This window comes from Actinomadura mexicana (assembly GCF_900188105.1).
In the GTDB taxonomy this organism is placed as follows: domain Bacteria; phylum Actinomycetota; class Actinomycetes; order Streptosporangiales; family Streptosporangiaceae; genus Spirillospora; species Spirillospora mexicana.
In genome coordinates, this window is sequence record NZ_FZNP01000002.1 from 749,834 (window position 1) to 761,902 (window position 12,069).

A 12,069-nucleotide genomic window follows, 5' to 3' on the forward strand; every position below is an offset into this window, starting at 1 on the left:
GAGGCGAAAGGCGGCGGGACGGACGCCGCGCGCCCGTCCCGCCGCCTTCTCCCGGTACTCGCCGATCAGGAGCGGAAGGCGGCCGCGTTCTCGGCGGACCACTGGGCGAAGCTGCGCGCGTCGCGGCCGGTGATCTCCTTGACGGTCGGGACCACGGTGTAGCCGACCTCTGGCGTGTTCCCCAGCGCGTTGACGAGGAACTCGATGGTCTCCGCGCCCATGCCGTCGCCGCGCCACTTGGCGCGCGCCTGGTCCACGGTCAGCTCCACGAACCCCACGTCCGTGCCGATGGCCGCGCTCAGGATCGCGACCTTGTCCCTGAGTGTGATCGCCTCGGGGCCGGTGATGGTGAGGGTCTCGCCGCCATGCCCGCCCTCGACCAGCACCGTGGCGGCCACGGCGGCGATGTCGCGCTCGTGCACCGGCGCGCTGAGCCGGTCCCCGAACGGCTCCTTGATGATGCCCTCGGCCCTGATCGTCTGTGCCCACCAGCGCAGCGTGTTGGACATGAACTCGACCGGCTCGAGCAGCGTCCACTCGATGTCGTTGGCGGTCAGAGCCTGCTCCAGCTCACCGTCCGCGCGCCCGCCGAGGACCGTGACCCGCCGCACGCCCGCCTCGGCGGCCAGCTTCACCAGACCGGCGCCGTTGGGCAGGGGCGTGTAGTCGTCACCCGCGAAGTTGATCAGGTGCGCGGCCTCGATGCCGTCGAAGACGCCGGTCAGTGAGTCGAGGTCGGCGAGGTCGCCGGCGACGACCTCGACACCCTCGGGGAAGGCGGCCTTGGCGGGGTTCCGGGTCAGGGCGCGAACCGGTCGCCCTGCCGCGCGGAGCTCCTCGACGACGAAACGGCCGACGGTCCCGGTGGCACCTGTGACGAGGAAAGTCATGATCGAATCCTAACTATGCGGAACGGAACGTTCTGCTCTCATTCTAACAGAACGGAACGCTTCATTCCACTATCGAGTGGAGGCTGACCGTCGGCGTACCCGCTGGCCGCATGTCTTTGGGCCGAGGGGATCGAGATCGGGGTGTCGACTCGCTCGCTCAAAGGACGGTTTGCGGCTCCGGCTCCGCTTGGGGTCGAAGAAGCCGTCGGCCCCGGCGACCAAGAGCAAGCCGTCCCAGAGTCGTCCGGCGGCTTCACCGCAGGGTGCGGGTGTGATCACGGATCCGAGCGGGGTCGTGCCGGCGATGCGGAGTACAGGCGGCGAGCCTTCGGAGCGGAGGGGGTGACGAGCGATCTTGCGCGGCTAACCTTGTTAGCCTTATGGTTGTAGCTAATAAGGTTAGCCGAGAAGGAAGGGGTCGTTATGGCTGTCCGCATCGTCCGTATCGTGGGGATCGTGGTCGTCGCACTCGTCGTCGTCACCGGAGGCCTGTACGGCTGGACCAGGAGCCACCCGCACAAGCTCCGCGCCGAGATCGAGGTCGACGCCTCCGCCGCCCAGGTCTGGCAGGTGCTCACCGACTTCCAGGCCTATCCCGAGTGGAACCCGTTCATCCTCAGCGCCGTCGGCGAGCCGAAGAGGGGCGCGAAGCTGGTCAACAAGCTGGCCGGAAAGGACGGCGGGAAGGGGATGACCTTCAAGCCGACCGTCCTGGTCGCCGACCCCGGGCACGAACTGCGCTGGATCGGCCGGTTCGGCGTCCCGGGCGTGGTCGACGGCGAACACTACTTCCTCATCCAGGAGACGGGCCCCGGGCGCGTCAGGCTGACCCAGGGGGAGGACTTCACCGGCTTCCTGGTGCCCTTCGCCGGGAGCGCGATCGACGTCCAGGACAACTTCGCCGCCATGAACGCCGCGCTCAAGAAGCGCGTCGAGGCTGCGCGCTGAGAGAAGATCGCACCGTGAGCGACCGGCCTGAACTCAGCCTCCTGAGCTCCCGCGCGACCCAGATCGTCTCGGTCGCGCGGGAGCTGCTCGAAGAGGAGGGGTGCGATGCCCTCACGATGCGAGCCCTGGCCGCGCGGCTGGACATCCGCGCGCCCTCGCTCTACAAGCACTTCCCGAACAAGGCCGCCGTCGAGTCGGCGCTGATCGAGCTGGGCATGGCCGAGCTCGGCGCCGAGCTGTACCGGGCCATCGAGGAGCCGGAACCGGTGCCGGCGCTGCTGCGGGCCTACCGCGCCGCGGCTCTGGCCGGCCCGCACCTGTACCGGCTCGCGACGCGGGGCCCGCTGGACCGGGCAAGTCTCGCGCCGGGCCTGGAGGACTGGGCGGGCACCCCGTTCTTCCTCGTGATGGGCGAGCCGTACACCGCGCAGGCACTCTTCTCGACCGCGCACGGCATGACGATCCTGGAACTGGACGGACGCTACCCGCCGGGCTCCGACCTCGACCGGACCTGGGCGGAGGCCGCCCACGCCTTCGAACTCATCCGGACCAGCCGATGACGACGCAGGCGGGCGCCGCGACGGCCGGGGGCCCAGGGCGTCGGTGCTCGCGACGTCGGCCAGCCTGACGGCAACTGGTCGATGGCGGCACCTTATGCATGCCGATATGGGTATATGATGAGGCCATGGCACGGGCAGCAACGACGTCGGACGTCTTCAACGCGATCGCCGAGCCGCAGCGCCGGGAGATCCTGGTGCTGTTGCGGGTGGGTGAGCGGTCGGTGACCGAGTTGGCCCGGGAGCTGGGGATGACCCAGCCGGGGGCGTCCAAGCACCTGCGGGTGCTCCGGGAGGTCGGGCTGGTGCGGGACCGCAAGGCGGGCAAGCAGCGCCTCTACGACCTGGATGCCCGCGGGCTGCGAGCGGTTCACGAGTGGACCGGCGGGTTCGAGCGGTTCTGGAACGAGAGCTTCGACCGGCTGGACGCGTACGTGCAGGACCTGAAGCAGGCAAGGCGGGAAGAGGAGTAGCTGATGAGCGCGACGGAGCGAGGAACGCCGGCGCAGTCCGCGACGGCCGACCGCGAGATCGTCATCTCCCGGGTCATCGACGCCCCACCAGAGCTGGTGTTCGAGGCGTTCACCGAGGTGCGGCACCTGTCGCGATGGTGGGGACCGAAGGGGTTCACCACCACCACGCGGGCGTTCGAGTTCCGCGTCGGCGGGGAGTGGGACTTCGTGATGCACGGACCGGACGGGACGGACTACACCGAGTGGATCACCTGGCGGGAGATCGCCCCGCCGGAGCGGATCGCGCTGCTGCACGGTGAGTCCCGCAGCGACCCGAACGCCTTCGAGTCGGTCCTGACGTTCGCGCCCGACGGTGCGGCGACCCGGATCGAGATGCGCACGGTGTTCCCCACCAAGCGACTGCGCGACGAGGCGGCCGAGAAGTACCACGCGATCGAGGGCGGCCGGCAGACCCTGAGCAACCTGGCCGCCTACGTCACCGAGATCGTTCGGAAGGGGGCGGAGGGCTGATGGCGGGAGAGTCTTCGGGGTCGAGGAACACAAGCCGGAGTCGTGTCTCGGCCGGTCGCCAACGATGACCCGGCGGACTGGCGATCGAATCTGCCCGGCGTCCACACGACCGGTTTCCCAATCGCAGAACCACTAGAGGGAGTTCATGGTGTCGGATACCACCTGCCATATGTCGATCTCACTGGACGGCTTCGTCGCTGGACCCGACCAGAGCCGTGAGGCCCCCCTGGGAAGGCGGGGGCGGGAGTTGCACGGCTGGCACATCGGCGACCCGCGGGCCAACGATGCGGACAGGATCGCGAACGAGTGGCTGATGCGCCCGAGGGGCGCATACGTCATGGGCCGCAACATGTTCGGCCCGATCCGCGGGGACTGGGATGAGGACTGGTCGGGCTGGTGGGGCCCCGAACCGCCCTATCACGCGCCGGTGTTCGTACTGACCCGCCACCGCCGCGATCCGATCCCGATGGACGGGGGGACGACGTTCCACTTCGTCACCGACGGCTTCGACGCGGCATACTCCGCGGCGTGCCAGGCCGCAGGCGACAGGGGCGTGGACATCGCCGGCGGTGCCTCGACCGTCCGGCAGGCACTGGCAGCCGGGGTGATCGACGAACTCACCCTCGACATCGCGCCCGTTCTGCTCGGTTCGGGCGAGCGGATCTTCGACGGGGTCGACTTCGGTTTCGAGCCCGCCGAGGTGCTTCACTCTCCGCTGGCCACCCACATCCGCTACCGCCGTATCAGCTGAACCGGCTTCTGCTCCGAAGCGCTCGGCCAGGCTCGCGCCGCCTCCCCACCCGGACAACAGGAGTCGGTCCATGCGGCTGACGGCCGCCGACTATTCGCCGGGACCCGACAACAGAGCACCGACCCTGATCAACGCCTCGTCCAGCGAGGCGGCGGTCTGGTCGTGGCCAGTGAGACCAGCCCCCTCGGCGGAGCCGACCGAAAATCCCCACTCCGTTCCCGCAGGGAGACCATCGATCACGGCCACGCTCCCGTCATGCCGAAGCAAGATCGATACAGCTCCGGACGGAAACTCCTCGACGCTGACCTCTGCCGCGTTGCCGAGCAATGAACGAACAGCCCGCCTGACGGTCTCTGCTGCTGGAGTCGGCACCCGGCCTCCAATCCATGAGTCAGATCACCTGAATCTCACATTCTTGCTTGAAAATAGGATCCGGCGTCTCCGACGCCCGGCCGGGCAGAGCCGGCCGGCGTCGGCCAGAGCTCCCGGTGCTCAGGGCAGGTGCGGATGGGGTGTCTGGGCTGCGTCCCGGTCGTCGCAGACCATGAGGAGGAGACTGGCGCGGTCCTCGCTCAGGGAGCGGCACTTGTGGGGGGTCGTGGCCTTGAAGTAGGCGGCGTCTCCCGCATCGAGCTCGATGGTCTGGGACGGGAGAATGAGTTCGGCGCGTCCCTGGTGGACGAAGAGGAACTCCTCCCCCGGGTGGTCTCGAAAAGGAAGTGCACCGGTGTCGTGCGGCGGGTGGAGCATGAACGGCGTCATCCGCTTGGCGCTGGCGTGCAGCGCGATGCCTTCGTAGCGGGAGCCGGTCTCGTCGCCCGATGTGAGCGCCGGACGCTCTCCGGCCCGGGTGACGGTGACCTCGGTGAGTTCCGTGGCATCGGCGAAGAGCGTGTCCAGCGGGACGTCCAGGGCCTTCGCGAGGGATGCGCAGACGGCGATCGACGGGATGCTCCGGCCGCGCTCGACCTTGGAGAGGTAGCTCTTCGTGACGCCCGAGCGCTCGGCCAGTACCTCCAGCGTCATCAGCCGCTCCTTGCGCAGCTGCCGCACCCGGTTGATCACTGAGTCTTCCCTTCGCGCGTCCTCCGGCCGGGCCGCCAGCCGGAAATCCCAGTATGTCCCTCGATCGGCCCAGGGGAGCCCCGGGCGTCCCGCGGAAGGAGCGCCCGGGCGGTCTCCCTTGCCGAGATGACACAAGGTGTCCTAAAGTGAACCTTGTTTCCGAGGTGCCGCCCACGGTCACCGAGACCGGACGGGCCGGGCCCGAGATGGAGGAGGAATGGCGAAGACGCTGCGGGACTCCAAAGACGTGCTCCTCGAGCGTGCCGAGCGGCAGATGGGCGACCACTTCGGCGACTCGGGGCTCACCACGCGGCAGAAGCTGGCCCTGACCTGCCGGATCGCGTTCGACGGCGGACACGACTCGGGCCTGGCCGGGCAGATCAGCGCCCGCGGGCGGGAGCCGGGCACCTACTACACCCAGCGGCTCGGTCTCGGCTTCGACGAGATCACTGAGGACAACATCCTGCTGGTGGACGAGGACCTCCAGGTGCTGGAGGGCGACGGCATGCCCAACCCCGCGAACCGTTTCCACTCCTGGATCTACCGGGTCCGGGAGGACGTCAACTGCATCATCCACACGCACTCGCTGCACACCGCGGCGCTCGCGATGCTGGAAGTCCCCCTCGTGGTCTCCCAGATGGACACCACTCCGCTGTACGACGACTGCGCCTTCCTCAAGGACTGGCCCGGCGTCCCGGTCGGAAACGAGGAGGGTGAGATCATCTCCGCCGCGCTGGGAGACAAGCGGGCCATCCTGCTGGCCCACCACGGACAGCTCGTCACCGGCGCCACGATCGAGGAGGCGTGCACTCTGGCGATGCTGATCGAACGCGCCGCGCGGCTGCAGCTCCTCGCCATGGCGGCGGGCACCGTCCAGCCGCTCGACCCGGCCCTGGCCCGCGAGGCCCACGACTGGACGTCAACGGACCGGCGCAACAAGGCGAACTTCGCGTACTACGCGCGCAGAGCCCTGCGCAACCACCCCGGCTGCGTCGCGGGCGAGGTGCGGCTGTGACGGCGAACCCGCCCCTGAGCGGGGTCATCGCCTACCCCGTCACTCCGTTCGACCGCGGCACCGGCGACGTCGACCTGGCCGCGCTGCGGCGGCTCACCGAAGAGCTGATGGACGCCGGGAGCCACGGCATCGCTCCGCTGGGCAGCACCGGCGAGGCCGCCTACCTCCGCGAGGACGAGTGGGACGCCGTCTGCGAGACCACGCTGCAGACCGTCGCGGGACGCGTCCCCACACTGGTCGGCGTCTCGCACTGGAGCACGGACGGGGCGGTCCGCCGGGCGCGCGTGGCCGCCCGGCACGGCGCCACAGCGATCATGGTGCTTCCGCAGGTGTACTGGAAGCTGACCGAGGCCGAGCTCGGGCGGCACTTCGCCACAGTGGCGGCGGCCACCGACCTGCCGATAATGCTCTACAACAACCCGGGCACCAGCGGCACGGACCTCACCCCGGAGGCGGTGGTCGCGCTCGCCCGGCAGATCCCCAACCTCACCATGGTCAAGGAGAGCTCCGGCCACGCCGGGCGCTTCCGCGCCATCCGTGAGCTCTCGGACGGTGCGCTGTCGGTCTACAACGGGAGCAACCCGCTGGCGCTGGAGGCGTTCCGGTCCGGGGCCGCCGGGTGGTGCACCGCGGCGCCCTGCCTGGTTCCGCGCTGGTGTCTTGAGTTGCACGCCGCGGCGGCGGACGAGCGGCACGAGCGGGCCGACACGGTCCTGGCCGAACTCCTGCCGTTCCTGAAGTTCATCGTCGCCCACGGCCTCCCCCGGACGATCAAGGCCGGACTGGAGATCCAGGCCCGGGACGCCGGCCTGCCCCGGGCGCCGCTCCAGCCGCTGCCCGACGCGGAAACGAGCGAACTGCGAAACCTGCTGGCGCGGCTCGAATCGCACCCGCTCCTGGACGACCCGGCGACCGCGTCCGCCTAGACCGCCCCGTGCCGCTCACTCGGTGGACGAGCCGAGCGGCACGGGCCACCACTCCGAGAACGCCCTGCGCCGTCATGGCGGAGGGCGTCCTCGCGCCGGGCACACGCACGCCCCGCGCGCGGAAGGAGACCACGCCCCCCGACCTGTCCGTCCCGGCTGACCAGGACGGCGAACGCCGCCGCGGCATCGCTGCTGCGCCGGACGCTGCGACGCCACGCGCCGGCGGGGCTCACGACTTGACCTCGACTTTGGTCGAGGTTGAAGGATCGTCAGCCCAGGGGGCCACGCCCCCGCGGCTGCCCGACCATCAGGAGCATGATCTTCATGGGCACGGATACCGGCTTCTATTCGATCATCGACTACACGGTCGACGGGATCGACACCCAGCGGGAACTCGTGGCGGCCTTCGGCGAGATCCAGGAGCGTTGGGTGCGGTTCTATCCCGGCTACCGGTCGGCCCGCTTCCACGTGAGCACTGACGGCACGCGCGTGTACAACATCGTGCACTGGGCGAGTGAGGCCGACTACCGCAACTTCGTGGACACCTCCGACACCGAAGGCCGAATGGCCGCCATCGGCAAGGCACTGGAGGCCCTGTCGGGACGGGCCGAACCGCGCATGAGCGGGATCCCCACCTACACCGTCGTCCGAGAGGTCGGGCCAGGACCACACCCTCTGGACCCCTGACCGGAACGGATCCCCTCAGCAAGCTGCCAACCGGAGCGCGCCTGGGCGGAGGCACTGCTCGCTTCAGGCGACCGCCGACCAGATCGAAGGATGCCATGAGAGTCGAGATCTATGCCGATGTCCTGTGCCCGTGGTGCTACATCGGCAAGCGACGCCTGACCGCAGCACTGGAGGGCATCCCCGACCGCGCCGGCGTGGAGATCACCTGGCGCGGCTACGAACTGGCCCCTGAGGAGGGCCGGGATCCCGGCCCCACGGCCGCCGAGGCAATGGTCGGATGGTGGGGTGATCAGGCACCGGCCCGGATCGCCCGGATCCAGACCCTGGGCGCCGCCGAGGGGCTGGAAATCAACCTGCATCTGGCCCGGCCGGTGAACACCTTCGACGCCCACCGGCTGTGCCGGCTGGCGGCCGGCCAGGGGCGCGCCGGCCAGATGATGGAGCGCCTCCTCGGCGCCTATCACTCCGAAGGGCTGAACGTGGCCGACCCGCGGGTCCTTCAGCGCCTGGGCGAGGAGGCCGGTCTGGCCGCCGCCCGGGTGCGCGCCGTACTCGCCGGCGACGACTACGCGGAACAGGTGCGGGCCGACCGGCGCCGCGCGGCCGAGCACGGTGTCACCGGCGTCCCCTCACTGGTGATCGACGGCGCGGCGCCGGTATCAGGAGTCCAGCCCGTCACCGCGCTGCGGCGGCTGCTGGAGCGCGGTCTCACCAACCGGCCTTCCGCGGCTTCAAGGCGGTGAGGGCAATGCGGGCGGCGTAGGGCGGACCGCCCGGCTGGACGTTCGCGACGTGGGTCTTGGCGGTGCGGCGACCGGGCGTCGTCGCGCCGCATCAGCCACCGGGATCACCGTCCCCGTTGATCGGGTGGTCCTCGGGGTCGGTACCGGTGTCGATTCGGTAGCCGACGCCGGGCACCGTGGCGATGAGCCAGGGTTCGCCGAGTCGTTTGCGCAGGGCGGAGACGGTGATGCGGACGGCGTTGGTGAACGGGTCGGCGTTGGCGTCCCAGGCCCGTTCCAGGAGCTCTTCGGCGCTGACGACCCCGCCGTCGGCGGCGACGAGGACGTCGAGCACGGCGAACTGCTTGCGGGTGAGCGCGACGTAGCGTCCGTCGCGGAAGACCTCCCGGCGGAAGGGGTCGAGCCGCAGGCCCGCGATCTCGCGGACCGGGGGCCGGGCGTGCGCGCGCCTGCGGTCCAGCGCACGCAGCCGCATGACGAGCTCCCGGAGTTCGAACGGTTTGGTGAGGTAGTCGTCGGCGCCGAGCTCGAAGCCCGATGCCTTGTCGTCGATCCGGTCGGCGGCGGTGAGCATGAGGATGGGGATGCCGCTGCCGGAGGCGACGATCCAGCGGGCGACCTCGTCGCCGGAGGGGCCGGGGATGTCGCGGTCCAGGACCGCCAGGTCGTAGGCGTTGACGCTGAGCAGTTCCAGGGCGGAGTCGCCGTCGCCGGCGATGTCGGCGGCGATCGCCTCCAGCCGCAGACCGTCACGGACGGCTTCGGCCAGATAGGGCTCGTCCTCCACGACCAGCACGCGCATACCTGAAGGCTAGGCAGCACGGCATATCGCCGACATATGCAAACGGGCAGGCCCTGGTCCGGTGACCGTATCGCTCACCGGTCCTCAGCCGCGCAGGCCCACCTCGTCATCGTGGGCATCGTCGCGCTGGCCAACTGGCCCGCCCACTGGCGAGACCTCCTGCGGACCCCTGCGCCGCAGCGGCCCGATCCCCACGTCCGGCCAACGAACTGAAGGATGTAGCACCTTAGGGGGCACCTGACCCGCACTGACCTGCGGCCCCGTCTCGGTCGTCCTTCCAGGGCCTACCGGGGCGGCGGAGCGCGTATCAACGCCTCGCTCTTCCCGGTAGGCCATCTGGGGGGAAGGAAGAGTAGGAAGGGCCGCGCGTCAGGTCGCCGGGAGTCTGCGGACGGCCACGCCGACGAACTGGTCGGCGCGGACGAACCCGTAGGCGCGGGAATCCCAGCTGGTGGCCGCGTTGTCGCCCAGCACGACGAGGGCGCCCGGCGGCACGGTCCTCTCCCGCGTCTCCCGCAGGCACGGCACCCGGTCCACCGGCACGGGATCACCGGCCACCGCGACCGCCCGCTTGACGTACAGGAGCCCGTCCGGGTGGTCCCGCACGACGGGAACCTCGTCGTCCGGGGCGGGGCCCGGATCATCCGGGGGCGGCGCGTCCAGCGTCGGGGGCCGGATCCGCACCACCACGATCTGGCCCGCGCGCACCCGCCGGGTCCGGCGGACGAGGAGCCGGTCGCCGGTGTGGAGCGCCGGCTCCATGCTGGGGCCGTCGACCGTGGTGACCAGGTACCGCCGGCGCACCCACGCGGTGAGGGCGCCGGCCAGCAGGAGCATGCCTCCCGCGGCGGCGAGCCACGTCATCCGATGTCCTCGGAGGGCTGCGAAGCCTCCTGGTAGCCGGCGGCCTGGAGCCGGAACAAACGGGCGTAGTGGCCGCCCGCCGCCATCAGCGCCTCATGCGTGCCGAGCTCGGCCACGCGCCCGCCGTCGAGGATCGCGATGAGGCCGGCGTCCCGGACGGCGCTGAGCCGATGCGAGATCAGCAGGCTGGTCCGGCCGGCCCGGTGGAGGCGCATCTGGGCGTGGACCTCGTGCTCGGCCTCGGGATCGAGACCGGAGCTGGGCTCGTCCAGGATCATCAGGTCCCGGCCTTCGCGGACGAAGGCACGAGCCAGCGCGAGGCGCTGCCACTGGCCGCCGGACAGCACCACCCCGGTGCCGGTGTCCTCCTTGTCGGCCTCGGAGAAGAACATCCGGGTCAGTAGGGTGTCATACCCGTGGGGCAGACCGGCGAGCCTGTCGTGGACGCCCGCGCGGGCGGCCGCCCGCCGGACCGCCTCCGGCCGGTCGAGCGTCCGCAGGTCGCCGACCGCGATGTTCTCCCTCGCGGTCATGTCGTAGTTCATGTGGTCCTGGAACACCGCGCTGATGCGTTCGCGCAGCGCGTGCGGCGGCATTTCCCGCAGGTCGACGCCGTCCCACAGGATCCGCCCGCGGGTCGGGTCGTACATGCGGCAGAGCAGTTTGACCAGCGTGCTCTTGCCCGCGCCGTTCAGGCCGACCAGCGCGACGGCCCGGCCGTGCGGGATCGTCAGGTCCACGCCGCGCAGCACCCAGGGATGGTCGTCGCTGTAGCGGAACCACACGTCCTGGAACTCGATGCCCCGCCGCAGCGCCGGGGCATCGCCCGTGGCGGTGCTCGGCAGGTCCGGTTCCGCGCGGGTCACCGCGACGTAGTGCGTGAAGACGAGCAGGCGGCCATGGGCGGTGGCGATGGAGGACGTCAGCAGGTTCAGGGCGGTCTGGACGCCGGCGAACGCGGCGACGAACATGGTGACGTCCCCGACGCCGAGCGCCCCGTGCCGCGCGGCCGTGATCGCCCACCACAGGCCGCCGCCCGCCACCGCGGCGCTCAGCGCGGTGAGGCCGCCCTGGACCGCCAGTTCGCGCCGGCTCATCCGCTGTTCGGCCCGGTTGCCGCGTTCGCGTTCGGACATCATCCGGGCGCGCAGGAAGGCGCCGATGCCGAACAGCCGGATCTCGGTGGCCGCCTCCACGTCCGTCAGCAGGCCGCTGTAGAAGAACTCGCGGCGGTGGGTCCGCTCGGTCGCCCACTGCATGGCCGCCCGGCTCCGCGACAGCAGGAGTTCGGCGATCAGCGCCGGTACCGAGGCCAGCAGCACCAGCCCCGTCATCGGCGGGCTGATCACCAGCAGCGAGGTGAGGAAGCCGATGAGGGACAGCGCGCCGCGCGCGCTGCCGCAGACGGAGTCGACCAGGTACCCGGCGGTGGCGGTCGCCTCCTGCGCCAGGCGCAGCCGGTCCAGGAAGACCGGGTCCTCGAACCGCCGCAGCCCGACCTGGCGTTCGGTCGCGGCGAACAGCCGGTCGGTCGCCCGGACCCCGGCGGCCCGGCCGGCCTGGTCGCGCAGGTACGAGCCGATCCCGGGCAGGGCGGCGGTGACCAGACCGGCCGCCACCAGGGCGGCGGCCGGGCCCGCGACCGGGTCCTGAGACGTCGTCAGCCGGTCGACCACCGTCTTCATCAACCATGCGGTCGTGATCGGCGCGGCGGCCTCGGCCAGGGTGATCAGCAGGTGGCCGGACACGCCGCCGGGCGCCGACCGCCAGATGAGCGCGGCCGCCTCGGTCCCGGCGGAGGCCAGTCCGCGGACGTGGGCGCGCCCTTTCACGCGTCC

The 12,069-nt window shown here is 70.8% G+C and carries 14 protein-coding genes and 1 pseudogene; 9 read left to right on the top strand and 6 right to left on the bottom strand.

All coding sequences use genetic code 11. The features are described from left to right. Positions 1 to 65: 65 nt before the first annotated feature. Positions 66 to 890, bottom strand: coding sequence for an NAD(P)H-binding protein (locus tag CHC11_RS07825; RefSeq protein ID WP_089310881.1), 825 nt, complete (start codon positions 888 to 890; stop codon positions 66 to 68). A 156-nt stretch (positions 891 to 1,046) separates the two neighbouring features. Next, positions 1,047 to 1,208: pseudogene (locus CHC11_RS43805) on the bottom strand (mycothiol-dependent nitroreductase Rv2466c family protein); the annotation flags it as partial. A 105-nt stretch (positions 1,209 to 1,313) separates the two neighbouring features. Here CHC11_RS43805 and CHC11_RS07835 point away from each other — a divergent pair. The 5 genes from CHC11_RS07835 to CHC11_RS07855 all read left to right on the top strand — a co-directional run bounded on the left by CHC11_RS07835 (position 1,314) and on the right by CHC11_RS07855 (position 4,129). After that, positions 1,314 to 1,838 (top strand): SRPBCC domain-containing protein, encoded by a 525-nt coding sequence (locus CHC11_RS07835; RefSeq protein ID WP_089310882.1) that lies wholly within the window; start codon positions 1,314 to 1,316, stop codon positions 1,836 to 1,838. A 14-nt stretch (positions 1,839 to 1,852) separates the two neighbouring features. Then, complete coding sequence (locus CHC11_RS07840; protein ID WP_089310883.1) at positions 1,853 to 2,398, top strand: TetR/AcrR family transcriptional regulator; 546 nt, start codon at positions 1,853 to 1,855, stop codon at positions 2,396 to 2,398. Between the two features lie 125 nt (positions 2,399 to 2,523). After that, positions 2,524 to 2,868, top strand: coding sequence for an ArsR/SmtB family transcription factor (locus CHC11_RS07845; protein ID WP_089310884.1), 345 nt, complete (start codon positions 2,524 to 2,526; stop codon positions 2,866 to 2,868). 3 nt (positions 2,869 to 2,871) lie between these two features. Continuing rightward, positions 2,872 to 3,378, top strand: coding sequence for an SRPBCC family protein (locus CHC11_RS07850; protein ID WP_089310885.1), 507 nt, complete (start codon positions 2,872 to 2,874; stop codon positions 3,376 to 3,378). A 169-nt stretch (positions 3,379 to 3,547) separates the two neighbouring features. Continuing rightward, positions 3,548 to 4,129: a dihydrofolate reductase family protein gene (locus CHC11_RS07855; protein WP_245918877.1), complete on the top strand. Its 582-nt coding sequence runs from the start codon at positions 3,548 to 3,550 to the stop codon at positions 4,127 to 4,129. Between the two features lie 492 nt (positions 4,130 to 4,621). Here the strand turns inward: CHC11_RS07855 and CHC11_RS07860 are convergent, their stop codons facing one another. Further along, positions 4,622 to 5,194 carry a helix-turn-helix domain-containing protein gene (locus CHC11_RS07860; RefSeq protein ID WP_089310886.1) on the bottom strand — a complete coding sequence of 191 codons (573 nt, stop codon included), beginning with the start codon at positions 5,192 to 5,194 and terminating at the stop codon, positions 4,622 to 4,624. Between the two features lie 217 nt (positions 5,195 to 5,411). Here CHC11_RS07860 and CHC11_RS07865 point away from each other — a divergent pair, with 217 nt between their 5' ends. From CHC11_RS07865 to CHC11_RS07880, 4 genes are all read left to right on the top strand, one after another. Continuing rightward, a complete protein-coding gene (locus tag CHC11_RS07865) occupies positions 5,412 to 6,209 on the top strand; it encodes an aldolase (RefSeq protein ID WP_089310887.1) in 798 nt (265 codons plus the stop codon). Then, a complete protein-coding gene (locus CHC11_RS07870) occupies positions 6,206 to 7,135 on the top strand; it encodes a dihydrodipicolinate synthase family protein (RefSeq protein WP_089310888.1) in 930 nt (309 codons plus the stop codon). Before CHC11_RS07865 ends, CHC11_RS07870 begins: the two co-directional genes overlap by 4 nt. Before the next feature lie 324 nt (positions 7,136 to 7,459). After that, positions 7,460 to 7,822: an antibiotic biosynthesis monooxygenase family protein gene (locus CHC11_RS07875; RefSeq protein WP_089311100.1), complete on the top strand. Its 363-nt coding sequence runs from the start codon at positions 7,460 to 7,462 to the stop codon at positions 7,820 to 7,822. 95 nt (positions 7,823 to 7,917) lie between these two features. Then, positions 7,918 to 8,565 carry a DsbA family oxidoreductase gene (locus CHC11_RS07880; RefSeq protein ID WP_089310889.1) on the top strand — a complete coding sequence of 216 codons (648 nt, stop codon included), beginning with the start codon at positions 7,918 to 7,920 and terminating at the stop codon, positions 8,563 to 8,565. Positions 8,566 to 8,656: 91 nt separating this feature from the next. Here the strand turns inward: CHC11_RS07880 and CHC11_RS07885 are convergent, their stop codons facing one another. From CHC11_RS07885 to CHC11_RS07895, 3 genes are all read right to left on the bottom strand, one after another. Continuing rightward, the gene (locus CHC11_RS07885; RefSeq protein WP_089310890.1) at positions 8,657 to 9,367 is read right to left on the bottom strand and encodes a response regulator transcription factor; all 711 of its coding nucleotides are present in this window, start codon (positions 9,365 to 9,367) and stop codon (positions 8,657 to 8,659) included. A gap of 369 nt (positions 9,368 to 9,736) precedes the next feature. Continuing rightward, positions 9,737 to 10,231, bottom strand: a complete 495-nt coding sequence (locus CHC11_RS07890; protein WP_089310891.1) for a S26 family signal peptidase — start codon at positions 10,229 to 10,231, stop codon at positions 9,737 to 9,739. After that, a complete protein-coding gene (locus CHC11_RS07895; RefSeq protein ID WP_089310892.1) occupies positions 10,228 to 12,063 on the bottom strand; it encodes an ABC transporter ATP-binding protein in 1,836 nt (611 codons plus the stop codon). Before CHC11_RS07895 ends, CHC11_RS07890 begins: the two co-directional genes overlap by 4 nt. Positions 12,064 to 12,069 lie beyond the last annotated feature (6 nt).

Coding starts and splice junctions, on each gene's coding strand:
- CHC11_RS07825 (WP_089310881.1), bottom strand. CDS start 890: ATGACTTTCCTCGTCACAGGTGCCACCGGGACCGTCGGCCGTTTCGTC.
- CHC11_RS07835 (WP_089310882.1), top strand. CDS start 1,314: ATGGCTGTCCGCATCGTCCGTATCGTGGGGATCGTGGTCGTCGCACTC.
- CHC11_RS07865 (WP_089310887.1), top strand. CDS start 5,412: ATGGCGAAGACGCTGCGGGACTCCAAAGACGTGCTCCTCGAGCGTGCC.
- CHC11_RS07890 (WP_089310891.1), bottom strand. CDS start 10,231: ATGACGTGGCTCGCCGCCGCGGGAGGCATGCTCCTGCTGGCCGGCGCC.
- CHC11_RS07875 (WP_089311100.1), top strand. CDS start 7,460: ATGGGCACGGATACCGGCTTCTATTCGATCATCGACTACACGGTCGAC.
- CHC11_RS07850 (WP_089310885.1), top strand. CDS start 2,872: ATGAGCGCGACGGAGCGAGGAACGCCGGCGCAGTCCGCGACGGCCGAC.
- CHC11_RS07855 (WP_245918877.1), top strand. CDS start 3,548: ATGTCGATCTCACTGGACGGCTTCGTCGCTGGACCCGACCAGAGCCGT.
- CHC11_RS07845 (WP_089310884.1), top strand. CDS start 2,524: ATGGCACGGGCAGCAACGACGTCGGACGTCTTCAACGCGATCGCCGAG.
- CHC11_RS07880 (WP_089310889.1), top strand. CDS start 7,918: ATGAGAGTCGAGATCTATGCCGATGTCCTGTGCCCGTGGTGCTACATC.
- CHC11_RS07885 (WP_089310890.1), bottom strand. CDS start 9,367: ATGCGCGTGCTGGTCGTGGAGGACGAGCCCTATCTGGCCGAAGCCGTC.